Source organism: Devosia sp. Root635 (assembly GCF_001427605.1).
In the GTDB taxonomy this organism is placed as follows: Bacteria; Pseudomonadota; Alphaproteobacteria; order Rhizobiales; family Devosiaceae; genus Devosia.
The window spans coordinates 1-25,330 of sequence record NZ_LMGZ01000013.1 but is presented as its reverse complement, the minus strand read 5'-3'; the positions used below and the strand labels follow the sequence as shown (position 1 = coordinate 25,330).

At 65.5% G+C, this 25,330-nt stretch carries 21 protein-coding genes and 1 pseudogene; 7 read left to right on the top strand and 15 right to left on the bottom strand.

Annotated features, from left to right (window positions below; translation table 11 throughout):
* Window positions 1–88: 88 nt before the first annotated feature.
* Complete coding sequence (locus tag ASD80_RS08545) at window positions 89–1,243, top strand: mandelate racemase/muconate lactonizing enzyme family protein (RefSeq protein ID WP_056231437.1); 1,155 nt, start codon at window positions 89–91, stop codon at window positions 1,241–1,243.
* A 112-nt stretch (window positions 1,244–1,355) separates the two neighbouring features.
* Window positions 1,356–2,102 carry a ribonuclease activity regulator RraA gene (locus tag ASD80_RS08540; protein WP_056231435.1) on the top strand — a complete coding sequence of 249 codons (747 nt, stop codon included), beginning with the start codon at window positions 1,356–1,358 and terminating at the stop codon, window positions 2,100–2,102.
* Between the two features lie 200 nt (window positions 2,103–2,302).
* Here the strand turns inward: ASD80_RS08540 and ASD80_RS08535 are convergent, their stop codons facing one another.
* The 9 genes from ASD80_RS08535 to ASD80_RS08495 form a co-directional block, all read right to left on the bottom strand.
* The gene (locus ASD80_RS08535; protein ID WP_056231432.1) at window positions 2,303–6,685 is read right to left on the bottom strand and encodes a VWA domain-containing protein; all 4,383 of its coding nucleotides are present in this window, start codon (window positions 6,683–6,685) and stop codon (window positions 2,303–2,305) included.
* A gap of 217 nt (window positions 6,686–6,902) precedes the next feature.
* A complete protein-coding gene (locus ASD80_RS08530; protein ID WP_056231430.1) occupies window positions 6,903–8,207 on the bottom strand; it encodes a TRAP transporter large permease in 1,305 nt (434 codons plus the stop codon).
* Window positions 8,204–8,701 (bottom strand): TRAP transporter small permease, encoded by a 498-nt coding sequence (locus tag ASD80_RS08525; protein WP_056231427.1) that lies wholly within the window; start codon window positions 8,699–8,701, stop codon window positions 8,204–8,206. The genes ASD80_RS08530 and ASD80_RS08525 overlap by 4 nt, the downstream gene beginning before the upstream one ends.
* A gap of 67 nt (window positions 8,702–8,768) precedes the next feature.
* Complete coding sequence (locus ASD80_RS08520; RefSeq protein ID WP_056231425.1) at window positions 8,769–9,890, bottom strand: C4-dicarboxylate TRAP transporter substrate-binding protein; 1,122 nt, start codon at window positions 9,888–9,890, stop codon at window positions 8,769–8,771.
* An 80-nt stretch (window positions 9,891–9,970) separates the two neighbouring features.
* On the bottom strand, window positions 9,971–10,837 hold the full coding sequence (locus tag ASD80_RS08515; RefSeq protein ID WP_082555153.1) for an amidohydrolase family protein: 867 nt from the start codon (window positions 10,835–10,837) through the stop codon (window positions 9,971–9,973).
* Window positions 10,838–10,848: 11 nt separating this feature from the next.
* Window positions 10,849–11,337 carry a MarR family winged helix-turn-helix transcriptional regulator gene (locus ASD80_RS08510; RefSeq protein ID WP_056231423.1) on the bottom strand — a complete coding sequence of 163 codons (489 nt, stop codon included), beginning with the start codon at window positions 11,335–11,337 and terminating at the stop codon, window positions 10,849–10,851.
* Between the two features lie 320 nt (window positions 11,338–11,657).
* A complete protein-coding gene (locus tag ASD80_RS08505) occupies window positions 11,658–13,268 on the bottom strand; it encodes an acyl-CoA dehydrogenase family protein (RefSeq protein WP_056231421.1) in 1,611 nt (536 codons plus the stop codon).
* Window positions 13,265–14,026, bottom strand: a complete 762-nt coding sequence (locus ASD80_RS08500) for an SDR family NAD(P)-dependent oxidoreductase (RefSeq protein WP_056231418.1) — start codon at window positions 14,024–14,026, stop codon at window positions 13,265–13,267. The genes ASD80_RS08505 and ASD80_RS08500 overlap by 4 nt, the downstream gene beginning before the upstream one ends.
* Window positions 14,023–15,879 (bottom strand): feruloyl-CoA synthase, encoded by a 1,857-nt coding sequence (locus tag ASD80_RS08495; protein WP_056231417.1) that lies wholly within the window; start codon window positions 15,877–15,879, stop codon window positions 14,023–14,025. Before ASD80_RS08495 ends, ASD80_RS08500 begins: the two co-directional genes overlap by 4 nt.
* A gap of 124 nt (window positions 15,880–16,003) precedes the next feature.
* Here ASD80_RS08495 and ASD80_RS08490 point away from each other — a divergent pair, with 124 nt between their 5' ends.
* Window positions 16,004–16,795, top strand: a complete 792-nt coding sequence (locus ASD80_RS08490; RefSeq protein ID WP_056231414.1) for a crotonase/enoyl-CoA hydratase family protein — start codon at window positions 16,004–16,006, stop codon at window positions 16,793–16,795.
* 331 nt (window positions 16,796–17,126) lie between these two features.
* Here the strand turns inward: ASD80_RS08490 and ligM are convergent, their stop codons facing one another.
* The gene (gene ligM, locus ASD80_RS08485) at window positions 17,127–18,539 is read right to left on the bottom strand and encodes a vanillate/3-O-methylgallate O-demethylase (protein ID WP_056231412.1); all 1,413 of its coding nucleotides are present in this window, start codon (window positions 18,537–18,539) and stop codon (window positions 17,127–17,129) included.
* Between the two features lie 295 nt (window positions 18,540–18,834).
* Complete coding sequence (locus ASD80_RS08480) at window positions 18,835–19,569, bottom strand: GntR family transcriptional regulator (protein ID WP_056231409.1); 735 nt, start codon at window positions 19,567–19,569, stop codon at window positions 18,835–18,837.
* Window positions 19,570–19,788: 219 nt separating this feature from the next.
* Between ASD80_RS08480 and ASD80_RS08475 the strand changes: the two genes are divergently transcribed.
* From ASD80_RS08475 to ASD80_RS08460, 4 genes are read left to right on the top strand one after another with little or no spacing between them, the layout of a single operon-like run.
* Window positions 19,789–20,493 carry an alpha/beta fold hydrolase gene (locus ASD80_RS08475; RefSeq protein ID WP_056231406.1) on the top strand — a complete coding sequence of 235 codons (705 nt, stop codon included), beginning with the start codon at window positions 19,789–19,791 and terminating at the stop codon, window positions 20,491–20,493.
* A complete protein-coding gene (locus ASD80_RS08470) occupies window positions 20,486–20,836 on the top strand; it encodes an extradiol ring-cleavage dioxygenase (RefSeq protein WP_056231403.1) in 351 nt (116 codons plus the stop codon). The genes ASD80_RS08475 and ASD80_RS08470 overlap by 8 nt, the downstream gene beginning before the upstream one ends.
* Entirely contained in the window at window positions 20,829–21,671 is an 843-nt protein-coding gene (locus tag ASD80_RS08465; RefSeq protein ID WP_056231399.1) for a class III extradiol dioxygenase family protein, read from the top strand. Before ASD80_RS08470 ends, ASD80_RS08465 begins: the two co-directional genes overlap by 8 nt.
* On the top strand, window positions 21,671–21,991 hold the full coding sequence (locus ASD80_RS08460) for a YciI family protein (protein ID WP_056231398.1): 321 nt from the start codon (window positions 21,671–21,673) through the stop codon (window positions 21,989–21,991). Before ASD80_RS08465 ends, ASD80_RS08460 begins: the two co-directional genes overlap by 1 nt.
* Window positions 21,992–22,114: 123 nt before the next feature.
* On the opposite strand, the gene ASD80_RS08455 is transcribed toward ASD80_RS08460, so the two are convergent.
* From ASD80_RS08455 to ASD80_RS18730, 4 genes and pseudogenes are all read right to left on the bottom strand, one after another.
* Entirely contained in the window at window positions 22,115–22,966 is an 852-nt protein-coding gene (locus ASD80_RS08455; protein ID WP_056231395.1) for an NAD(P)-dependent oxidoreductase, read from the bottom strand.
* 143 nt (window positions 22,967–23,109) lie between these two features.
* A complete protein-coding gene (gene purU / locus ASD80_RS08450) occupies window positions 23,110–23,958 on the bottom strand; it encodes a formyltetrahydrofolate deformylase (protein ID WP_056231392.1) in 849 nt (282 codons plus the stop codon).
* Window positions 23,959–23,971: 13 nt separating this feature from the next.
* On the bottom strand, window positions 23,972–25,027 hold the full coding sequence (locus ASD80_RS08445) for a 4-oxalomesaconate tautomerase (RefSeq protein WP_200950265.1): 1,056 nt from the start codon (window positions 25,025–25,027) through the stop codon (window positions 23,972–23,974).
* A gap of 202 nt (window positions 25,028–25,229) precedes the next feature.
* A pseudogene (locus ASD80_RS18730) lies at window positions 25,230–25,330 on the bottom strand (4-carboxy-4-hydroxy-2-oxoadipate aldolase/oxaloacetate decarboxylase); the annotation flags it as partial.

Sequence of the window (25,330 nt, the reverse complement as noted above, 5' to 3'; positions counted from 1 at the left end):
GGCCAACCGCCACCCCCTCCCAACCTCCCCCGTCAAGGGGGAGGTGCCGCCCGGTGTTTGCGGAAAGATCGAAACATGAGTTTCTTCCATGAAAATCACCGCCATCATCCCCTACCCGGTCTGGGTCGGCACGCGGAACCAGCTCATCGTCAAGGTGGAGACCGACGAGGGCATCCATGGCTGGGGCGAGAGCGGGCTCAGCGGGCGTGAGCTGGCGGTGGCCGGGGCCATCGAGCATTATCGCGAATTCCTGATCGGGCGCGATGCGATGGCAACAGGCGCGCTGTGGCAGGAAATGTATCGCAGCCAGTATTTCGAGGGCGGGCGGGTGCTGACCGCCGCGATCTCGGCGATCGACATCGCGCTACACGACATCAAGGGCAAGGCGCTTGGCGTGCCGGTCTATCAATTGCTGGGCGGCAAGCAGCGCGACCGCATCCCGACCTTTGCCACCACCAGGGGGCCGTGCGGCCCGGAGATGATCGAGCAGGCGCGCGAGCTCATGGCGATGGGCTGGGATTGCATTCGCCTGTTCCCGCATGGCCATGGCAACTCGCAGGTTTACGAGCCGCGCCAGAGCATCGGCGAGACGGCGAAATGGTGCGTCAAGGCGCGCGAGGCGCTGGGCGACGACGTGGTGCTGGGGGTGGATTACCACCATCGGCTGTCGGTGGCGGAAGCCGCCAGCTATTGCCAGAAGATGCCGTCCGGCACGCTGGATTTCCTCGAGGAGCCGATCCGCGACGAGACACCGGAGGCCTATGAGGCCCTGCGCAGGATGACCGACGTGCCCTTCGCCATCGGCGAGGAATTCGCCAGCAAATGGCAGTTCCTGCCATTCATCGAGCGCGACATCCACCAGTTCAACCGCATCGATGTGTGCAATGTCGGCGGGCTGACCGAGGCGATGAAGGTGGCCGGCTGGAGCGAGGCGCATTATGTCGACATGATGCCGCACAATCCGCTGGGGCCGATCTGCACGGCGGCGACGATCCACTTCGCGGCCTCCGTGGCCAATTTCGCCTGGCTCGAAACCCGGGCGTCGCCGGGCGAGCTCTATCATGGCTTCGACAATGCCGAGATTTTCATCACCCAGCCGCGCCTCAACGGCGCCGTCTACGAGGTAGGCGACGCGCCGGGCCTTGGCGTCGAGGTGGATGAGGCGCTGGTGAAAAAGCAGAGCTTCAAATTCTGGGAAGCGCCGCATCTGCGGCGCCAGGACGGTTCCGTGACCAACTGGTAGCGATCCACCGCATCATTCCCGCGCAGGCGGGAATCCACTCCGTGGATGGCCCGGCAAGAATGGATTCCCGCCTGCGCGGGAATGATGTGGTGGAATAGAAGGAGATTTTCCCGTGACGCATACACCCGGCATCAACCGCCCGCCCAAGGACATTATCGACGCGCTCAAGGATATTGGCTCGGCCACGGTGGCCGGGACGCTGGGCCATATGGGCATCCGCAATCCGCATATCCAGGGGCCGGTGAGCTGGAACAAGGGCAAGTCGATCGTCGGGCCGGCGCTGACGCTGCAATTCATGCCCAAGCGCGAGGACCTTTACGGCGAGGGCGAATATTCGGACCCGGAAAAGCAGCTCCACCGGCATGTGCTCTATCATGTCGAGGAGGGCGATATCGTTGTGGTCGATGCCCGCGGCGACATGACGGCGGGCGTGTTCGGCGACATGATGAGCACCTATTTCAAGGGCCGCGGCGGCGCCGGCATGATCATCGACGGCGTGCTGCGCGACTATCCCAACCTCAAGAAGCTCGATCTTGCCTTGTGGGTGCGCGGCTGGACGCCGAACTTCCATACCCAGACCGGGCTCATGCCCTTTGCCGTCAATGTGCCGATCGCCTGTGGCGGGGTGACGGTCATTCCCGGCGATATCATCGTGGCCGATGACGATGGCGCGGTGGTACTGCCGGTGGCCCTGGCCGGTGATGTCATCGCCAAGTCGCGGGAGCATCATGAATGGGAGGATTTCTCCCGCATGAAGCTGATGGAAGGCGCACCGCTGCAGCGCTATTACCCGCTGCATGCCGATGCGCGCGAAGAATACGACGCCTGGCGCAAGCTCAATCCGATCAAGCACGGATAGGGGACACCACCTCTCCCACTGGGGCGCGCAAATATCTCAGTCGACTCCCTCCCCCCTTGCGGGGAGGGGTCAAGGGTGGGGGATGTTTTGCCCCCATCTATCGTGGCTCCCCACACCCCTCCCAACCTCCCCCGTCGAGGGGGGGAGCCGCGCGGTGGGTGGGCGAGGTCGTGCCAGCCCATATGCGATAGTCCCTCTCCTCAGCCGCCGAACAGGCCGCCGGGGAGCTTGGGGAAGATCAGGATCGGAGCCGGTTTGGGGGCCGGGGCGGCCGGTTCATGGCGCGGTTCGCGCCGGGGTTCCGGCTCGGCCTTGGGCAGCAGGATATCGGGCAGTTCGGGGGTGATGCAGCGCGTACCGAGCGGAATGGTGCCCTGCGGGCAGACGCAGGCGGTGCCCGCCGCGTTGGGCACGGCAGGCGGATTGCACTGGATCGGCGCAGGCCGGACCGGGGGCTGATCGATCGCGACGCATTGGCTGCCCTGCGCCCTTGTACCGCGCGGGCAGATGCAGACCGTACCATCGGCGCTGGGCTGGGCCGGCGCGTTGCAGGAGATGGTGCGCTTGTCATCGGGCTGGGGCGGGCGCGGAATCGGCAGCGGCGGGCCGGCGACGCTGAACGGCGCGCAATTGCCCCACACCCCGCCCGTGGGCGCGGTAGTCGGGTTCACATCCGCGAGCGCGCCCGCATAATCGGCTGGCAGCACCGGCTTGCCGTCGGCGACGAAGCAGTTGCGATAGCCGCTGCCGGCGGGAATTGGTTCATCCAGCGTCACCGAGAAAGTGATGGACTGGTTGACCGGCAGGCTGAGATTGGCCAGGCACTCCGATGGCGTCGACGTGCCGCTCCAGTCGGCTGGCCAGGCGCAGATAGTGGGCACGGCCGTATTGCTGATGGCTGAAATGGGCGCGGCGACCCCGGTCCCGGCATTGGAAACGCCGTCGCCGAACAGCACCGGGCCGTTGAAATCCTTGCACTGGGCCCGCACGGTGATGGTGAAGCTGCAGGCGGGGCTGCCGCCGGGGACGCAGACTTCGGGGAAGTCGGTCTTCTTGGTCACCCACAGGTAGGACGCGCCGCAATCGGGCGGGGTCACCGGTTCCTTGTCGCGGACGCAGAGGCTGGCCGAGGCCTCGTCATGCTCATGCACCGGACCGAGCAGGGCGCTCGCCATGTTGCCGGGGACCGAATTCAGCGCGCTGTCGGATGCGGTCACCTGCGCGTAATTGGCGAGGCACCGCCAATTGGGCGTCGGCGCCGGATTGGGCACCAAAGTCGTCTGGAAACTCAGCGTCGCGGTGGCGCCGGCGGCGATGGAGGGAATGGTCCAGCTCACCGTGCTGCCGCTGACCGTGGCCGGCTGGCTGAAAGCGGCGGGATTGGTCAGGTCGACCGGCAGTTCGTCCTCGACCGTAACATTGGTCAGCGCCGAGGCCGACGTGTTGGTGACAGCCAGCGTCACCGTGGCGATGACGTCGCCGGAGATATAGTGGAAGTCGACATAGCCGGGATTGATGGTCTTGGTGAGGTAGAGATCGGCGCAGGCATTGCGGGCCAGCGTGGTCAGATCGGCATCGAGCGCGCCGTAGCTGCTTGAGAGGGAGCTGGTGCCCAGCAGCGCATCGAGATGGGTCGAGACACTGCCGATGCCGATGCCGACGATGGGCGTGCCCTGGCCGTAGATCAGGTTGACCGCCGCGATGGCTTCATTGGTCGCTAGTACCGAATTGGTGGTGTAGGCGACATTGCCGCTGCCATCGAGATAGGCAGTGGGGGTGCCGTCGGTGATGAAGACGATGATGGTATTGGGGCTGGGCAGCAGCGAATTGGCGGCGAGCAAAGCCGCTTCCCAATTGGTGCCGCCACCGGCGGCGGGATTGTAGCCATTGGTCACCAGCGGGAAAGTGCCGGACCCCATCGGGTAGCTGACCACCGCATTGTCCGAGAAGCGGATGACCGCCGCCTGGGCGCCATTGCTGTTGAAGATGCTGGCGGCATTGGTCAGGGCATTATTGACATAGTAGGTGGCGTTGGCATCGGCGATGGAGCGGGATTCGTCGACCACGAAGATGACATTGGTGCCGCAGGACGGGTCATATTCGGGCTCGTCGTCGGGAATATCGAAATCGTCGTCATCCTCGACCACGGTGACGCAGCCCTCGTCATTGAGGCCATAGCTGTCGGCCAGCCCGGATTCGGGCAGCACGGCGACGGTGGCGCAATTCTCGAAGATGCCGGCTTCGTCCAGGGTGGCATCCAGCCGGATTTCCGAGGTCGCGCCGCTGGCCATGCTGCCGGTGCCGGTGAACTGGCAGGTGATGCTGGCCGGGCCGGTGGCCGGGATGGGCGCGCAGGTCCAGTCGGTGTCGCTGGCGGTGGTGACGGTGATGCCGGCGGGGATGGTGTCGGTGACGCTGAGCGCCGCGGTGGCGTCGAAGGCGTCCCCGACATTGCCCACGGTGAGCACGAAGGTTCCCGCCCCGGCCACGGCGCCGGGCTCCCAGGTCTTGTCGAGCCGCATGTCGATGTCCTGGAGGTCCTCATTGACCAGGTCGGTGCAGGAATAGCCAACCTCGTCATCACCCAGCGTCAGCAGCGCGCAATTGGTGGCGTCGACCGCGGCGCCCTGGTCGGGCAGTTCGATTTCGACGGCGATGGATGAGCTGTTGCCCAGCGCGGACAGGGTCTGCCAGTCGATCTTGCATTGCGCCGGATCGGCGGGGGCGAAGGGCGGCTGGGTACAGGTCCAGGGATCGGCGGAGCCGAGCGAAATGACGGTCTGGCTGGCCGGATTGCTGCCGAACATCATCTGCTCGTCCACCACCAGGTCGCCGGTAAAGGGCACGCCGTTGGAGGTGACGGTGATAAGGCATTGGCAACGCGGCAGGCCGGTTTCAGGATTGATCGCGCAAGCCTGGCAGGTCTTGAGAATATCGAATTCGGGGAGCGCACAGGCTTCGCCAATGCAGGTCGGGTCCTCGGGATTATCCGGTTCGTCGGGCGTGTCGGGGTTATCCGGGTCTTCGGGGTAGCTGACATAGGGCGGGTCCGTTTCGTAGCCGGCGCCGCCATAGGTGCCGATGTAAGGCGGGGCGCCGCAGCCGCGGCGGTAGACCGCGACATCGCCCTCATGCCCACCGACTTCGGTAGTGCCGGGGAGCGGAGCGAGGTCGAGCATATAGCTGAACCAGGGCGGGGTGTTTTCGGGCCTGACCGGGCCGGCCGGCGCGATCTGCAGGCCATCTATGGCCAGCGGGCCGCCCGGCAGTAGTTGATCGGCCAGGTCGTCATCCTGCCGCAGGTCGTCGGCGGTGCTGAGCAGCGAGGCTTCGCAATAGGTCAGGTCGAGCAGGCCGTTGCTGTCATAGCCATAGCCGATATCGACGCCCCCCTCGGTGCGCCGGTTATCGCCGCCGAAGCCGATGGCATATTCCTCCGGCTCCTCGATCCAGCGGCTGGGGGTCGCCGGGTCGTCGGGGTTTTCCAGCCAATAGCGATAGGTGCGGGCCGCGTCGGTTTCGGCGAAGCCAGTATAGTCATAGGTGGCGGTGATGTCGCCGCGCTGCGCCAGGATCATGGCGCCCAGTTCGGTGAAGACGATGTCGCTGACGGGGAGCTTCGAGGGCCGCTTGGGCACGTCGAGTTCCCAACGCGGATCGGCGGCGAAGGCGCCGGTCTCGATATCGATACCCACCGACCATACCTGGCTGTCGTCGAGCACCGCGTAATAGAGCCGGCCGTCATGCACGGCGAGGCCCCAGACCTGGCGGTCGGCATCGGCATAGCCCCAGCTATCGGGGTCCTCGGTATCGAAATCGCCTCTGGAAATATCGAGCGCGGCGGCAGGATCGTAGGGCACCGGCGGCAGGCCGGCAGCGCTGCGGCCTGCCACGCCGTGATCGAACCGCTCCAGATCGACCCCATCGAGGCCGAAGCGATGGATCATGCCGGTGGCGCGGTCGGAAACGAAGAGCTGCGCATGGGCGGCGTCATAGGCGATATTGCCCAGCGCGGCGCCGGGATTGGCCGCGCCATCGAGGGTTACATCGGCAAAAAGCGTGACTTCTCCGGTGACGCCATCGACCTTCCAGATGCTGCCGGGGCCACCACTCGGTCCCCAGAGGCCATCCATGAAGCGGGCGCCGGCCTCGCCTTCGAGCAGGCGCTCGGGGCGGCCGTCATCATCGGCGTCATCGGCGACGATGGGCAGGCCATAGGCCGAGGTCGCGGTGAGATAGATATTGGGATATTCGGCATCGTCGAGCGTGACGCCGAAGATCTGGCCGACCTCGCGCGCCAGCACCAGGCGCAGCTCGGGCGCGACCGAGGCGCGCGCATCCCAGACATAGCCGGGCCCGCCCAGGCCGATGATGCGGGCGGCAATGCCGTCGAGATCGATCAGCGTCTCGTCGATGAGGTCGACACCATCTGGCAGGGTCAGCGGATCGGGCGCGACGGTGCCGGAAAAGCCGGTCACCACCGCATCGCCGAGATCGATGATGCCGGTAGGCAAGGGCTGCGCGCCGGCAAGGGCGGCTCCCACCAGGACAAGCGGCATGGCAAGCAAGAGCGATCTGAGCATGGCGTCCCCCGTCCGTCCGGGGTCGCCTCGACCATGCCTATCGGCACGGCTCGGCGTCGTTACAACAACGACACCGGCCAAGCAGATGACAGTCCAGCTCCCGCGACTACGGCGCCCACTCAACGCCCGATCAAATATTCAATCAAGTATTATTGCGGACAAAACTTCCTATCTCTGAAATAATACTGTCGCGACAGAATGTTGGCTCCCTAATCGCCTAACGCATCATTTCGGGCAGGAACAGGACGATATCGGGGAAGGCCACGATTGCGGTGACGACGACCAGGTCGGCCAGCAGGAACAGGGTGACGCCCTTAAACACGTCGGTCAGCGACGCATGCTCGCCGGCAACGTTGCGGATGACGAAGACGTTCATGCCCAATGGCGGCGTGATCATGCCGATTTCGAGCAGCTTGACCAGGAACACGCCGAACCAGACCATGTTGATGTTCTGCGCATCGAGCACCGGCATCAGCACCGGCAGGGTGACCAGCATGGCGCCGAACGGCTCCATGAACATGCCCAGGATCAGGTAGATCACCACGATGACGAACATCAGTTGGAAGTAGTTGAGGTCGTAACTCTGCACCGCGCCGCTGATCAGCCCGGCGGCGCCGCTGAGGCCGAGGAAGCGGGTGAACATCACCGCGCCGACGCCGATGATGAACAGCGAAGCGCAAGTGCCCAGCGTTTCGAGGATCGACTGGCGCAGCACCGACCATTTGAGCCGCCCGGTGATGGCGACCAGCCCGATAGCGCCCGCGGCGCCGATGGCGCCGGCCTCGGTGGCGGTGAACAGGCCCGAGAACAGCCCACCGAAGACCAGCAGGATCAGCGCCAGGATCGGCCAGACATCGAGCAGCACCTTGCGGCCATCGAGGTCATCGACGCCCACCGCCTTGGCGGGGATGATGTCCTTGCGCAGCCAGGCGGTCAGCATGATAACGACGACGTAGCTCGCCGCCGTCAGCAGGCCCACCGAAACGCCACCCATGAAGACCGAGGTGACCGAGGTTTCCGAGAATACGCCATAGATGATCATCAGGATGGAGGGCGGGATCAGCGCGCCGATGGTACCGCCGGCGGCCAGGGCGCCAGTGGCGAAGCTGGGCTTGTAGCCGGCGCGGACCATTTCGGGGATGGCGATGCGGCCCAGCGAGGCGGCGGTGGCCAGGCTCGATCCGCAGACCGAGGCAAAGCCGGAGCAGGCGACGATGGCGGCGATGCCCAGTCCGCCGGGCACCTTGCGCAGCCCCAGCTTGGCGGCGTCGAACAGGCCCGATGTGAGCCCGCCATGATAGGCTATGAAGCCCATCAGCAGGAACATGGGCACGGCCGACAGCGTCCAGCTGGCGATGAATTCATAGGGCGTGTTGGCGAGGATGCCGATAGCGGGCGCCAGTCCCAGCATGGCCCACACGCCGACAAAGGCGATGGCCATCATGGCAATGGCGATCGGCACCTGCAGCGCCAGCAGCACGAACAGGAAGGCGAGGCCGGCAAGGCCCAGAGTCAGGTTCATGTCGCTGGTCCTTGCTTGGGCATCAGGCCCCGGTAGAGGGTGACCAGTGCTGCCAGGCAGAAACCGACGGGCAGCACGAAGTAGCCGGGCCACACCGGGATAACGACACTGAGGGAAATGACGAAGCTGCGGGCGGAGAATTCGCGCATGGCCACCAGCCAGGTCGTGTAGGTCAGCACGGCATAGACGCCCGAGGTCACCAGGGCGACGAAGATTTCGTTGATGCGGCCGACGCGGCCCTTCATCAGTGGGGCGAAAATTTCGATGGAAATCATCTCGCCGCGCCGCTCGGCCCAGGCCAGGGGCAGGAAGGCGATGAGGATCATGTAGTAGTAGGACACGATCTCCACCGTCGCCGGAACCGGCGAGTGGGTGAACTGCCGCGTGATGACATAGGCGGTAATATGGACCAGCATGGCCACCACGCCGACGGCGGCCAGCAGCGCCAGGCCGTCGGATATCCGGACGACGAGCCGGTCGAGACTCTCGCGCATCGCTTCACTCCAGGCAGTCGGATTGGAAGGCGGCCCGTGGGAAGATCACCCCCCACGGGCCCGTGACTCAAAGGCCGTAGGTGGACCAGTCCACCTTGTCCCAGACTTCGGTCTGCACGGCTGCTGCGATGGCATCGACATCGCCATTGGCGGCGTCGGTGATGGCGGTCCACTTCTCGACCAGCGCCTGGAAGCGGGCGATCTTGTCGGCCGCATTGGTCACGCCGAGCTGGCTTTCGGCAACCTCGACGGCCGAGGCAACGTCGGTGAAGCGGAACTCATTTGTGGCGTCGAGCAGATCCTGGCTGGCCGGGATGATCTCCATGCCGGCATCGAGCGCGGCCTGGCGGGCGGCGGCGGCGCGGTCATAGCCCCAGCTCTGGGTGAAGAGCGCGCTGGAGCGGTTGGCGGCCCGCGTCAGGCCGGCCCGCAATTCGGGCGTCAGTTCGGCCCAGGTGCCGCTGGCGACGGTGAAGTTGGACGTGGTGTGATAGGTGCCGAGCGGCACGTCGATGATATATTTGGCCACGTCCACCAGGCGATAGGAGATCAGGTCGGACACCGAAGCCATGGTGCCGTCGAGCACGCCCTGCGACATGGATTCGAACGTGTCGCTGACCGGCACCTGGGCCGGCGCGGCGCCGAGCGCTTCGGCCCAGCGGGCATAGGGTGCGCCACCCGAACGCAGGCGCAGGCCCTGCAGGTCGGCCAGCGAATTGACCGGCTTGGTGGTCAGCAGCACATAGATGTCGGACGAGCCGGCGCCGAGGAAGACGCCGCCCATGGCCTTGAACTCGGCCTGGCATTCTTCGCAGGTAACGACATATTCGGTCACGGCCGCGCCCATTGCATGGGGCGTGGTGGCCAGGAACGCCAGGTCGGCCGTGAGAACCGTGTTGGGCAGGTCGCCAGCGGCGAACAGCGGCAGCACGTTGCCCACTTCAGCCAGCGAGGATTGCAGCGCCTGCTTGACGGCAACGATGCCGACCACTTCGGGGCCGATCATCAGGCCCGTCAGTTCGCCATTGGTCTCCTCGGGCAGGAATTCCATGAAGCTGTTATACATCGGGTCGGTCGCCGGGTGGGCCGGCGGCGCACCCGAGGCGAGACGCAGTTCACGCGCATCGGCGGTGCCGGCGGCAATAGCGGCCAGCGACGCAATGGCGAGCAGTTTTGCAAGCTTATTCATTCTGTCCTCCCGCGGCCGGAGGATCCGACCGCATTCTCTCTTGGTTTCTAGTCTCCAGCCGCATTCTTGCGGTCTTGTGGTTAGATTCCGAGCAGGCGGCGTGCGTTCTCCTTGAGGATCAGCGGACGAACCTCCGGCTTGATATCCAGTTTCTCGAAGTCGGCGAGCCAGCGATCCGGCAGGATGGCGGGCCAGTCCGAACCGAACAGCATCCGCTCCTTGAGCAGGCTGTTGGCATATTTGACGAGGATCGGCGGAAAGTATTTCGGCGACCAGCCCGAGAGGTCGATATAGACGTTGGGCTTGTGGGTCGCGACGGCCAGGGCCTCCTCCTGCCAGGGGAAGGAGGGGTGGGCCATGATGATCTTGAGATCGGGAAAATCGGCGGCCACGTCGTCGATATACATCGGGTTGGAATATTTGAGCCGCAGGCCGTAGCCGCCCCGCATGCCCGCCCCCACCCCGGTCTGGCCGGTATGGAACAGAGCCGGCAAACCAGCCTCCTGGATCACTTCGTAGAGCGGATAGGCCGCGCGATCATTGGGATAGAAAGCCTGGTAGGTCGGGTGGAACTTGAAGCCGCGCACGCCGTAGTGGTCGATCAGCCGGCGCGCCTCGCGCACGCCCATCTTGCCCTTGGCCGGGTCGATGGAGGCAAAGGGAATGAGCACGTCGGAATGCTCGGCCGCCAGGGTGGCGATCTCTTCGTTATTGTAGCGGCGATGGCCGGTGGCGGCTTCCGCATCGACATGGAAGATCACCGCGGCGATACGGCGCTGGCGATAGTATTCGGCGGTTTCGGGAATGGTCGGCGGCGCCTTGAAGGGCGAATGGAAATAGTCCGCCATTGCCTGCTGCAGGTCATCGTAGCCGTCATCGGTATGCATGCCGCAGGCTTCTTCCGCATGGGTGTGGAAGTCGATGGCCACGACGTCGTCCAGGTTCATCGGCCCAGCCATCACTTGATCTCCGGCCAGCCGGCGATCTTGCGCGACAGCCTGATCAACTGGGCATGCTCCTCGTCATCGAGCATGGACAGGGCCTCGCGATCGGAGCGGTACATCTTGTCGGCGGACGCCTCGATCTGCTTGCGGCCGGCTTCGGTGACGCTGAGCACGACCGAGCGGCGATCGTCATGCGGGATGTGGCGGGCGATGAGGCCCCGCTCTTCGAGAGCCCGCACCAGCTTGGTCATGTTGGACCACTTGATCTTGAGCACGTCGGCCAGCACGCCCTGGCGGATGCCCGGATTTTCGGACAGAGCCAGCAGCACGGTGAATTCGGAAATGCGGATCTCACTCTCGCCGAAGACGGTGAAGAAGCGCTCGAAGGCGGAAAGCTGGGCGATGCGCAGCACGAAGCCGCCCGAGATTTCGAGCTCGCCAAGCGAGACATCGGCCTTGCCGGCCACGCCATCCACTTCCTCGTCGAGCTTACGGACCGCCATCAATTGTGTTCTCCAGGTTCCAGATCAGTGCGCCATACGGCTGGCGCGGGGCTCGACTGCTACGACGAGAGGGCGGCCAAGCCAGCCGACCGATCGCCGCGCCGCGGGCATCAGGGGTCGCGCGCCAAGCCATGGCGCTAGCGGCCCGACGGGCCGCGCAAACCGCGATGCTGCGGAAATCTATCCCCGTCGGTCGCGTGCGGTGTCCCCCAACCCCGTCTGTTCGTGCAACCCGACATTGTTCACTTTCAAACTATTCGGGAATAAACGATCTGCCGTCAAGTGCTAATGCGTGGTTTCCGCCCGAAATGACATCGCTATCATCGGGCGCAGCGCGCGTTGTGCAGGGCGTGGCGCGCCGCCAGGATGGCGATGGCCTCGTCTGTCCCGAGGCGAAAGGCCATCCAGGCCGAGACGGCGGCCCAGCCGGCCCGCATATAACTGTCGGCACGATAGAGGGCGGCGTCGGCATCGGCCTGCATGGCCGTCATCGAAGCGCTCAAGGTCTCGAAGCTGTCGAGCACGGCGCCGACGCTGCGCGCCTGGTCCGGACGCGCGGCGGAACCGGCGGTGATCTCGTCGCGCGCCTGCCGCAGGAAAACCGCCAGCCCTCGCCCCTCGTCACGCCACAGGCGGCGGGTGAGGAAATCGAGGGCCTGCATGCCGGTCGTGCCCTCATACACCGCCATGACGCGGGCATCGCGCAGGTATTGCTCCAACGGATAGTCGCTTGTGTAGCCGGCCCCGCCCAGCACCTGGATGGCGGCATGGGCGGCATCGAAGCCGGTTTCGGCGCCGAAGGTCTTGATCAGCGGCAGCATCCAGGCGGCGAGGTCGGCGCGCCCGGTATCGGCGTCGAACCGCGCCAGGTCCATTGCTGTCGCCAGCTCCAGCACGGCGGCGCGCAGGATTTCGGTGGCGGAACGGATATCGTGCAATTGCCTGATCACATCGGGATGGCTGGCAATGGTGGGCGGCGCCATGTCCGGGCGTCCACCCTGCCGGCGCTGGGCGGCATAGTCCTCGGCAATATCGGCCGCGGCCGAGGCCAGGCCGAGCCCCTGGCAGCCGGTATGGAGCCGCATCGGCTCGATCATGGCGAAAAGCTGGGACAGGCCCCTGCCCTCCTCGCCCAGCAGGATGGCATGGGCGTCGCGGAAGCGCATGGCGCAGGTGGGCGAGGCGTGCAGGCCCAGCTTTTCCTCGATCCGTTCCAGGGTGACGCCATTGGGTGCGCCCTCGATATGGTCGGGCACCAGGAACAGGCTGAGGCCGCGCGTGCCCGGCTGGTCATTGGTGCGGGCGAGCAGGCAATGACCGATGCGGCCGGCCAGGTCATGATCGCCAAAGGAAATCCAGATCTTCTGGCCGCTGACCAGCCAGCGGCCATCGCGCAATTCAGCTTTGGTGCGGATGCGGCCGATATCGGAGCCCGCTTCGGGCTCGGAAATGCAGATGGTGGCGGCCCAGTCGCCGGAAACGAGTTTGGGCACCCATTCCGCCGCCACGGCCGCCTCGGCCCTTTGTGCCAGCAGGTGGATGGCGCCGCGCGTGGCGCCAGCGGCCATCATCAGCGCCATGCAGCCGCGATCGAACAAGGGTCCGCAGGCGGCTTGCAGCGTCAGCGGTACGTCCTGCCCACCCAGGGCGGCGGGTGCGTCGATGCCCAGCCAGCCGGCCTCGGCATATTGGCGGAAGCCATCGACAAAGCCCGGCGGCAGCACCACGCGGCCATCGACCACCTGCGCGCCGATCCTGTCACCCACCGGATTGAGCGGCGCCAGCACCGTTTCGGCAAAGCCCGCCGCCGCGTCGAGCATAGTGGCGACGATGACCGTGTCGCAATCGGGGCGCAGCGCCTGCAGCCGGCTCCAGCCCGGCGTCAGCGCCAGCGTGGCAAGGGTGCGGTCGGCCTGGTCGGCAAAGCTCATTTGGGCTGCATGCGGATGGCGCCGTCGAGCCGGATGACTTCGCCGTTGAGATACTGGTTTTCGATGGCGAAGCGGACGGCGTCGGCGAATTCGGCCGGATCACCGAGGCGCGACGGATAGGGGATGGCGGCAGCCAGGCTCTGCTGGGCCTCCTCGGGCAGGTTGTGCAGCAAGGGCGTCAGGAAGATGCCGGGGGCCACCGTGTTGACGCGGATGCCGAAGCGGGCGAATTCGCGCGCCGCCGGCAAAGCCATCGAGACGATGCCGCCCTTGGAGGCGGCATAGGCGGCCTGGCCGATCTGGCCCTCGAAGGCGGCGACCGAGGCGGTATTGACGATGACGCCGCGCGCCTTGTCGGCACGCTCGGGCAGCGCAGCCATGCGCTCGGCACCCAGGCGCATCATGTTGAAGGTGCCGATGAGATTGACCCGGATGACGGCTTCGAAATCGGCCAGCGGCATCGGCCCGGCCTTGCCCAGAATGCGCCCCGCCACGCCGATGCCGGCGCAATTGACCAGGATGCGCAGGCCGTCGCCCGCCTTGGTGGCGGTATCGAGGGCGGCGGTGACATCCGCCTCGCTGGTCACGTCGCCATAAAGGGCCACGCCGCCGATTTCGCCGGCAACGGCTTCAGCCGCGTCGCGGTTGCGATCGAACACATGCACCTCGGCGCCGCACTGCGCCAGCAGCCGCGCCGTGGCGGCGCCGAGGCCCGAGCCGCCCCCGGTGACCACGGCGCTGGAACCCTCGATCTTCATGCGACGGCCTCCCTTTCTACCTGGATGGTGCCGGGCGCATCGGCATAAAGCGCCTCGACCAGGGCGCCACGTTGCGCCAGCACGGCGCGTTGGTTGATGGAACCCTTGTCGGTGACTTCGCCCTTGTCGAAACGCAGCGGCTCGCTCATGGGCAGGATGCGCTTGATCCGCGTGGCCGAGCCGCTGGCCTGGCGCTGGTGGGCGGCCAGCCGTTCGGCCAGGGCGGCGCGCACCTTGGGATGGGCCAGCATGGCGGCGTCAGAGAGGCCGGGTTCGCCCGCCAGCAATTCGCGCAGGGCGGGCAGGAAGGGCACGACCAGCGCCCCCAATTCGGGACGATTCTCGCCGGTGATGACCGCATCGCGGATCAGCCCGCCGAACTGATTGACCAGTTGCGCCCGCAGCACGCCGACCGCGACCCAGGTGCCGGTATCGAGCTTGAAATTCTCCGCCGTACGGCCATCGAAATAGAAGCCGCCGCGCGGGTCTCCCGGCTTCGCGAATTTCACGACGTCGCCGATGCGGTAATAGCCCTCTTCGTCGAAGGCCTCCGCCGTCAGTTTCGGGTTTTTCCAGTAGCCCGGCGTGACATTGGGCCCCTTGAGGCGCAGCTCGTATTTGTCGCCCACCGGCACCAGCTTGACGGTAACACCCTGAGAGGGAATGCCGATATTGCCCGGGCCATCCTGCGGCTCGGTGCAGTAGAGCGCAAAGGGACCGGTTTCGGTGGAGCCCAGCCCCGTGGTCATCGGCACGCGCTCGCCCAGGGTCTGTTCGGAAAGCTCGACCAGCGCGTCCCAGCTATGCTGGGCCAGGCCCGCGCCGGCATACATCAGCAGGTTGAGGCGCGAGAAGAAGTTGCGGCGGAGTTCCGCATCCTCGCGCATGGCGCCGATCAGCATTTCAAACCCCGCCGGTACATTGAAATACCAGGTCGGGGCGATTTCGCGCAGATTGGCGATGGTCTGGCCGATCAGCGCGGGGCTGGGCTTGCCGCGGTCGATATAATAGCTGCCGCCATTGTAGATGGTGAGATTGAACACCTTGTTGCCGCTGGCCGTATGGTTCCACGGCGCCCAGTCCACCACCACGGGCGGCTCGTCGCGCATGAAGGCGTAGCAATCGGCAACCATTTCCTGGTTGGAACACAGCATGCGCTGGGTCTGGATCACGGCCTTTGGCGAGCCAGTGGTGCCCGAGGTGAAGAGGAACTTGGCCACGGTATCGGGCCCGGTCGCGGCAAAGGCCGCATTGACTGCCGCGGTCGGCTCGGTGGCGACAATGGCGTCGAACAGGCGGGCATTGGCGCGGCCCGAAGGCAGGTCGCGCGTTGCCACCAGCGGCATGGCCGGACCGAAGACGGCATCGACCGCCGGGGCGAAATCGGCGCCATTATCGGCAAAGATCATGCCTGGTGCGATCTGTACGGCAATCTCGGCCAGCTTGGCGAAACCGGAGGAAGCGCTGGCATAGGCCGGCGCGATGGCGGCCGAGGGTACGCCCACATGCTGGGCGCCCAGCGCCATCAGCGCATGCTCGATGGAATTTTCCGAGAGGATGACCAGCGGCCGTTCGGCCGACAGGCCGGCCGAAAGCAGGAACTGGCCGATGCGGCGCACCCGGTCGAGCGCCTCGGCATAAGTCACTTGGCGCCAGGGGCCGGTATCCGCGCGATCGGCCATCCACACCCGGTCGGGCGCGACCTCGGCCCAATGGATCAGCCGCTCGTTGAGCCTGGCCGGATAGGGGCCGAGCGGATCGTCGCGCCAGATGATGAATTCACCATTCGCCCGTTCCTCCCAGGCGACTTGCGGAGACCACAGCTTGACGCTGCGCTGAGCCTTTGCGGCCATGACCTTCCCCTCCCGGTCAGTCTTTTCCAAATTTGTTTACAAGGAAACTATCTACCTGTAAACGATCAAACGAGGCCGAAGCCACGTTCCGGGGGCTTCGGATGGGTCGAGGGGGACGCCGCCGATGGCTGCAGAGACGAGTACATTCGTGACCTACGAGCTGACCGGCAAGGTGGCCCATATCGGGCTCAACCGGCCGGAAAAGCGCAATGCCATGAATGACCGGTTCGTCGAGATGCTGGCCGATGCCATTGCCCGCGCCGAAAGCGAGGCCAAGGCGGTGGTGCTGTTCGGCCATGGCGAGCATTTCTGCGCCGGGCTGGACCTGGCCGAGCACGTGGAAAAGACCCCGTTCGAAGGCGTCCGCGGCTCGCGCCGCTGGCACGCGGTCACCGCCGGCATGCAGCATGGCACCATCCCCTGGGTGTCGGCTTTGCATGGCGGCATCATCGGCGGCGGCATGGAGCTGGCGGCCGCGACCCATATCCGCGTGGCGGATCGCTCCGCCTTTTTCGCGCTGCCCGAAGGCCAGCGCGGCATTTTCGTCGGCGGCGGCGGCTCGGTCCGCATCGCGCGGCTGCTCGGCGTGGCGCGGATGAGCGACATGATGCTGACCGGCCGCGTCATCTCCCCCGACGATGCCGAGCGCTGGAACCTCGTGCAATATGTCGTGGAGACCGGTACGGCGCGCGATCACGCGCACAAGCTGGCCGAGACCATGGCCACCAATGCCGAGATTTCCAACTACGCCATCATCAACGCCCTGCCCCGCATCCAGGACATGGCCAAGGAAGACGGGCTGTTCGTCGAATCCTTCATCGCCTCGTTCACGGCGACGAGCCCCGAGGCCGAGGAGAGGTTGCGGGCGTTCCTCGATAAGCGCGTGGCCCGGATCAAGGCGCCGGACGCGGAGTAGTTCTCGCTGGCCGGGTCGGGGGCACCATCCCGTCCAACCACAGTCGCCTCCCGCGGACTTGATCCGCGGGTCTCTCCCAACACGGCACGAATGGCAAAAGACCCCCGGATCAAGTCCGGGGGAGGCGCCGGTGGGTGGGCATGGTCTTCGATCCAATCGGTCGCCTAGCCCCGATACCGGGGCCAAACATCCCCCACCCTTGATCCCTCCCCGCAAGGGGGAGGGAGTCGACTGAAAGGTCGCAGACAAATCAGCCCGAAGAACAGGCGAGGATGCGACCATGGGAGACCATCGCATCCCCGACCTCCCCGCAGGGAGGATGTCTTGAGACTCAGCTTTTCTTGCTGCGCCAGCTATCCGCATAGTTTTCGCGGGCTTCGGCCGCATAGGGCGTCGGGGAGACGCGGACGCGGATTTCGGCCTGCTTGTGGCGTTCGGTCGAGGTCTTCCTGGTGCCGCCATCGGGCTCGCCCCAGACCAGGGTCAGCACGTCGCCGACCTGCACGTCGTCATTGACCACGCCGAGCGAGAGCATGCAGCGCTCGTTGTAGGAATAGCCGTTGAACATCGACATGCCGACCATTTTGTCATCGCGCATCACCATGTCGGCGCTGGTCGAGGCATAGTTGGGCTGCGGGAAGTCGATCCACTTGTAATGGTCCTCGCCCGGACGGAAGGCCGAGGCGATGACATCGACGACGTCCTCGGCGTTCCACTCGAAGGTCACCTTCTTGCGATGGGTCTGGCCCTTCATCTTCTCAAGGGCCGCCTTGCCGACGAAATCGTCCTTCTTCCAGCCGATATAGAAGTCGTAGCCCAGCTCGAACGGGGTGACGTAATAGTCCTCGATATTGTCCGAGACATAGGAGCCGCCGATGGCGCCGATGGATTCGTAGCTGTCGGCCGCGAGCCAGTCACGATAGTCCGCCAGCATGCCGTCGCCGGTATAGATGCCGGGCAGCGGCGAGGGAATCCAGCCCGATTCCAGGGTATTGGTGGAATAGGCGCGGCTGCCGCAGCGCACCAGGTCCACATTGGCCGCGCGGGCCGCTTCGAGGATGCAGTTGAGGATGTAGCTCTTGTCCTCGTAGGGGCCCCAGATTTCCAGCCCCGGCGCGCCGGACATGCCATGGCGCAGGGCCCGCACCTTCTTGGAGCCGATATTGATGAAATCGGTGTGGAAGAACTTGATGTCGGGAACCGGCCCGCCATGCATCTTCTCGAATATCTTCGTCGCTTCCGGACCCTGGATCTGGTAGCGGTAGTGGGTGCGCAGCACCCGCTCGCCCTCGGGCCGCGAGGTGGAACGCGGATCGTGCTTGACGCGGATGTTCCACTTGCCGTTGGCGGCGCAGAACATCAGCCAGTTGCTGGTCGGCGCGCGGCCCACCAGCACGAACTTGTCCTGCCGTTCGCGGAAGATGATGTGGTCGCCGATGACGTGGCCATTGGGCGTCACGGGCACGAAATGCTTGGCGCGATTCAGGTCGAAATTAGCGAAATTGTTGATGCCGTGATGGGAGAGGAACTTCTCCGCATCCGGCCCTTCGACGGTCAGTTCATCCATGTGATGGGACTGGTCGAACAGCACGGCGGAGTGCCGCCACGCGGCCTGCTCGGTCCGCCAGTTGCTGAATTCCGGCGTGACCACCGGGTATACATACATCCCGATCTGGGAATTGCGGAGCCGGCCCACTACGTCCGGATTTTCTCTCAAAATGTCGCCAAGACTGGATTGCGCCATTGCAATTTCCTCCCATGTTCTTGTTGTGATGTATACATATGTGCCGAAGCGGCGCGGGATTGCAAGCCGTTTCACGGCGCAGGGCGGGAAGATGGGGGATTTTTGGGATATGATCGAGGACACCGATGTCCGTGTTCATCGCCTCCCTCCCCCTTGAGGGGAGGGACCGAGGGTGGGGGTCCTTCAGTGATCCTCAAGGCCACCCCCTCCCCAGCTCCGCTACGCCCTTCGGGCCGAGCGACGCTACCCTCCCCTCAAGGGGGAGGTGAGCTGGAACCGGCGGTGCAGGGCGCCCTCAGTGCCGGATCAGCGCCAGGCCGGGGATCTTCTGCAACAGCTCCAGATCCTGGCTGAAGATGTATTCCAGGTTCCCCCGCGCGGTGCGGGCATGTTCGCGGGCGATGAATTCGGCGCGGGCGCCTTCGCGGGCGGCGATGGCGTTGAGCATGGCGTGATGCTGCTCCTGGGCGGAGCGCAGGGAGCGGCGGAAGGCGGCGATTTCCATCTTGTTGGGCAGGAAGGCCGAGGGCGAGGCAAAGGGCAGCGCCGTAGCGCGCTCGACCTCGCGCCGCACGATCTCGCTGCCCGACAGCCCGGCCAGCTCGAAATGGAAGGCGGCATTGAGATCGGAATAGGCGTCGAAATCGACGTCTTCCTCGTTGGGGCCGAAGCAGGAATCGAGTTGGGTGACGATGGCCTGGATGCGCGCCAGCGCCTCGGGCGCCACGCCGCGCTCGGCCGCCAGCCGCGCCGCCGTGCCCTCCAGCACGCCGCGCAATTCGATGGAATCGACCACGTCGGCATAGCCGAAGCGGCGCACCACGAAGCCGCCGCTGGGCAGGCGATCGAGCAACCCTTCCTCGGCGAGGCGGGACAGGGCCTCGCGCACCGGCGTTCGCGAGATTTGCAAGGCCTCCGCCAGTGGCACCTCGAACAGGCGCATGCCGCCGGGCAGCTCGCCATTAATAATCTTCTCGCGCAGCTCGATAACGGCGCGGCGGCCGTGGGTAGCGACTTCACTGCTCTTCATGGGACGATTCCTGTTCCGCCGCATCCTATAGCACCACCCCGCCGCCACGCGAAGGCCCGCCGCATCCGGCACTGCGCCATGCCCGCATGTTGTATACATACACGCGCCCTTATGGCCAGTTTTATCGCCGTCTGCTGCTATTCAGCCGCTTTGTGCATACATTTCGATTGACACCGCTGTATACATAATGTCTCTCTCCGCGGCGAAGGAACCACCATATTGACCACGCTCGTCCTCATTCCCGGCCTCGCCTCGGATGCCGTCGTCTGGCGGGAGCTGGCCGACGCCGCGCCCCTGCCGAGCCATGCTGCCGACCTGACGCGGGACGCATCCATCGCCGGCATGGCGCAGCGCCTGCTGGCCGAGACCGAGGGCAGGCTGGTCGCCATTGGCCATTCGATGGGCGGTCGCGTGGCCATGGAGATGGCGCATCAGGCGCCCCAGCGGCTGGCCGGCCTGGTGCTGGCCAATACCGGCCACCAGCCCCGGCGCGAGGGCGAGCAGGCCAGGCGCCAACGGCTGATCGACCTGGCCCATGCCGATATCGAGCAGTTTGCCGATGCCTGGCTGCCCCCCATGCTCGACCCGGCCCGGATTGGCGATGCCGTGCTCATGGCTGCGTTGCGCGCCATGGTACGGCGCGCCGGCGCTGCCGTGCATGAGCGCCAGATCGGCGCCCTGCTCGGGCGGCCCGACGCCATGGCCTATATCCCTGCCATCGCCTGCCCGATCCTGCTGATCGCGGCGCAACAGGATGGCTGGAGCCCCATTGCCCAGCACCGGGAGATCGCCGCCGCGGCGCCCGATGCCGAACTCGCCATCATCGAGAATGCCGGCCATTTCGCCCCGCTGGAACGGCCGGAAGAGGTCACGTCAGCCATTATGGGCTGGCTGGACCGCAGATTTGGAGCCGAACATGCCTGACACGCGCGCCATACCCGACACCCCGCTCTTCGACCGCGAAGGATCGATCAGGGGCTACAGGATCAACAAAATGGCGATGGCGCTCGGCCAGCCTGCCAATCGCGACGCCTTCCGCGCTGGCGAGGAAGCCTATCTCGACCGCTTTGGCCTCAGTGCCGAGGAAAAGCGGGCGGTGATGGCGCGCGACTGGCACGACATGGTGCGGCTGGGCGGCAACCTGTTTTTCATCCTCAAGATTTCGGCCGTCGATCCGACGCCGATCACCCAGATCGGGGCGGCGCAGGCCGGGATGACGCATGACGACTTTCTCTCCGAACGACTTGGAAAGCAGCGCAATGGCTAAGATCATCGGCGGCGTGGGCACCAGCCACGTTCCCTCCATCGGCGTGGCGCTGGATCGCGGTCTGCGCGACAGTGCGGACTGGAAGCCGTTCTTCGACGGCTACGAGGCCGGCAAGCAGTGGATGGCCGAGGCCCGGCCCGATATCGCCGTCGTCATCTTCAACGATCACGGCAATACCTTCTTCCTCGACAAGGTGCCGACCTTCGCGGTGGGCGTGGCCGAGAGCTACCAGCCGATCGACGAGGGCTGGGGCAAGCGCGCCATTCCGCCCTTTGCCGGCGCGGTCGATTTCTCCTGGCATTTCGTCGACAAGCTGGTCGAGGGCCATTTCGACCCGATGGTGTGCCGCGAAATCGAGGTGGATCACGGGCTGCAGGTGCCGATGGAGCTGTTCTTCGGCCGGCCGGAAAACTGGCCGGTCAAGATCGTGCCCATCTGGGTCAATACCATTCAATATCCCATTCCGACGCCGCAGCGCTGCTGGGACATGGGCACCGTGCTGCGCCAGGCCATCGAATCCTGGCCGGGCGACGAGCGCGTGGTCATCTTGGGGACGGGCGGGCTGTCGCATCAATTGCAGGGGTCGCGCGCCGGCTTCATCAACCAGGCGGCCGACCGGGCCTGGCTCGACGGCATCGCCGCCAATCCCGAGCCCTATCGCGCCATGAGCCGCGAGGACTATGTCGAACAGTTCGGCTCGGAAGGGGCGGAACTGATCATGTGGCTGGTGATGCGCGCGGCGATGAACCGGGACGTCAGTCTGATCCACAAGCATTACCATGCCCCCGCCTCGATGACCGGGGCCGGCATGATCGTGGTCGAGAACGCCGCCTGATGTTCGTGCTGATGGTTTGCCTGCATCATCCGGACCAGGATGCCGCCCGCGACACCCACCGCCCGGCCCATCGCGACTGGGTGCGGTCGGGCGGGGATGACCTGGCCGTGGTGATGATCGGTTCGGCGCTGCTGGACGAGGCCGGCCGCGCGATCGGCAATTTCGGGATTCTTGAAACAGCCAACCTGGACCAGGCCCGCGCCTTTGCCGAGGGCGATCCCTTCCACCGCGCCGGCATCGTCGCCAGCATCGCGCTGACACCCCTGCCCGACACCTTCCAGGCCCATCGGATCAGCGAACCGATGACGGTGCGGGGCTAGCTTCAACGACAATGCGGGAACATCGTCATTGCCCGGCTTGTCCGGGCAATCCATCTTTCGGCATGCGTTGAGCCATGGATCACCCGGACAAGCCGGGTGATGACGGTGGGGAGAGGTCAGCGATCAGCCGGGCTTCCCCACCCGCGTATCCAGCACAGCCTGCACCGTCGCGGCCAGCGGCGCGTCGGGGGTGACGCCCACATCCCCCATCGCATCCTGCACGGCGGCAATCTCGCGGGCCAATGCGCCATGCAGGCCCAGCGCATCGAGCGTCGCGCCGCTTTCGCGCATTTCGGCGGCGCGGCGATGGCCGTGGCGGGTGGTGCGCTCGAACTGGTAATCGGCAAAGCGCGACCAGTCGAGGCCAGGAAACGACCCAGAAAGCGAGGCGTAAATCTCGTCGAAGCAGCCGGAGGCGCGGGCCGCCAGCAGGGCTTCGACAGTGATGGCCTCGAGCCCCTTCACGAACAGCGAGCGCACCATCTTGATGGCGGTGGCCGCGCCGGGCTCGGGACCGGCAAGACTGGCGGAAAAGCCCAGGGCCTGCAATTGCGGCAGCAGCGTTTCGGCCGGTTCGCCCGCCAGCAGCACCGGCGTCGCATGCTTCTTGGGATGGACCGGCGCCATCACCGCCATGTCGAGATACTGCGCGCCAGCGGCCGCGACGGCGGCGGCGGTATCGCGCTTGCGGCCGGGCGACACCGAGTTGATGTCGATCAGCACCTGCCCCTGCCGCAGATGGGGCAATAGCGGTTCCACGGCGAGCAGGCTCTGATCGGCAGTGACGGCGCTGAACACCCAGTCGGCTTCGGCCAGGCCCGCAATCGCCACCGGGCTGGCGCCACGCAGCTTCATCGCCTCGCGCATGGCGCCATCGTCGGCATCGAGCAGGATGTCATGGGCCAGCACGGCCCGGCTCAGCCCATCGTGAAAGGCCCGCGCCGCCTCGCCATAGCCGAGAAATCCGATTTTCAACGCTGTCCTCCCTGCTTCACGCTTAACCCCTGCCTTTCCACGCCGTCATCACCCAGCCTGTCCGGGTGATCCATGGTCCCACGCCCACGAAGATATGGATTGCCCGGACAAGCCGGGCAATGACGGTGGAAGGGCGTTCACTCCTAGTGCTGGAACACCACCGTCTTGTGCTTGTTGATCAGCACGCGGTCTTCCAGGTGCCAGGTAACGGCGCGCGCCAGCACGCGGCGTTCGATGTCGCGGCCCTTGCGCACCAGGTCCTCGGGCGTATCGGCATGGCTCACCTCCTCCACATCCTGGCAGATGATCGGGCCTTCATCGAGATCGGCGGTGACGTAATGCGCCGTGGCGCCGATCATCTTGACGCCGCGCTCATGGGCCTGGTGATAGGGCTTGGCACCCTTGAAGCCGGGCAGGAAGGAGTGGTGGATATTGATGCAGCGCCCTTCGAGGTAGGCGGAGAAATCGTCGGAAAGGATCTGCATGTAGCGGGCCAGCACGACCAGTTCGGCGCCGGTCTTCTCGATGATGGTCTTGACCCAGGCTTCGTGCTCGGCCTTGGTGTCCTTGCTGACCGGCCGGTGGTGATAGGGAATGCCCTCCATCAGCGTCAGGTTCAGCGCCTCGCGCGGGTGGTTGCTGACAATGCCTACCGCCTCGATATTGAGCTCGCCGATGCGCATGCGATAGAGCAGGTCGCCCAGGCAGTGGTCGAATTTGGAGACGAGGAACAGCACCTTGCGCTTCTGCCCGGCCGGGCGCAGCGAGAGTTCGAGTTTGAGGCTCGCCACTTCCACGGCGATGCCGGCGCGGAAATCCTCTTCCGGGGCGTCCATGGAAAAGCCGACCCGCATGAAGAACATGCCGGTGGCCGGATCGTCGAATTGGTGCGCCTCGAAGATATCGCCGCCATGGCGGGCGATGCGCGCGGCCACGGCCGCCACGATGCCGCTGCGATTGCTGCAGCGCAGGGTGAGAATGTAGTCGGTCACTGCTGGTCTCGCCTCATGCAAAGATTTGTCCGTCGAACAGCTTGCGCGCCGTGCGCAGCACCGCCGCATTGGTCACCGCGCCATCCCTGACGGTGACGATGACGCTCATTTCGCCGGTGGGATGTTCCACCGAAATCAGCTTCTCGCCGCCCTCGGGCACCCGAGCCAGTTCGGCAGTCGGCCCGTGGGGCAGCAGGCACGCCGTGGCGACGCTGACCGCACCCAACACACCGATGGCATCGTGGCAGCGATGTGGAATAAAGGTGCGCGTGGCAATGGCGCCGCCGGCCAGAGGCGCCGAGACCATGGTCAGCTTGGGCACCGAGCTTTTGCTCACGTCACCCAGATTCATCAGCGGCCCGGCCTTGAGGCGGATGGCTTCGAGTTTTTCGCGCAGGGCGGTATTGGCCTCCAGCGTCTCGGGGCTTTCCGTGCCGGCAATGCCCAGATCGGCGGCCCGCATGACCACGCAGGGCATGCCATTGTCGATCAGCGTGCAATCGACACCCTCGATGACATCGACCGCATTGCCTGTCGGCAGCAGCGCCCCGCAGCTTGAGCCGGCGGTATCGGCAAAGGTGATGGGAATGGGCGCGGACGTGCCCGGCACGCCATCGATGCGGGCGTCGCCCTTGTAGGTCACGACCCCGCCGGGCGTTTCCACCCGCGCCTCGGCCACCTGGCCGGTATTTTCCATGAAGATGCGGACGTTCGTGGTGCCGTCCTGCGCCGCGACCAGCCCGCGCTCGATGGCGAAGGGGCCGACCCCGGCAAGGATATTGCCGCAATTCTGCTGGTCGGTGACCGTGGGCTGGTCAACGAAGACCTGCAGGAACAGGTAGTCGACATCGATGTTTTCGCGGGTCGAACGTTTCACCACCGCCACCTTGGAGGTCAGCGGATTGGCCCCGCCCATGCCGTCGATCTGGCGCGGATCGGGCGAGCCCATGACGGCGAGGAGGAAGGCGTCGCGGTCAACAGGCAGATCATCGGCGAGGAAATACCCCCCCTTGGAGGTGCCGCCGCGCATCCACATGCAGGGGATGCCTGCGCTGGTGTCGGTCGACATTCAGGCTGCCCTCAACGATGGAGAGCCCCGATCTGCCTCCCTCCCCCTTGAGGGGAGGGATTGAGGGTGGGGGTGTCGGAGGTTCCACAAGTGCCGAGTTCGCGGAAGCCGCGACACCCCCACCCTAGCCCTCCCCTCAAGGGGGAGGGGACTGCATCGTGGCTTTCCGGATTCGGTGACGAGAGCTGAAGGCCGGCTGGTCCTAGACATATTTCAGGCCCTTTTCCGCGAGCTTTTCGCGCATCTGGTAAATGTCGAGACCCAGTTCCCCGGCAGCCAGCCGCTGGCGCTTGCCTTCCTCGG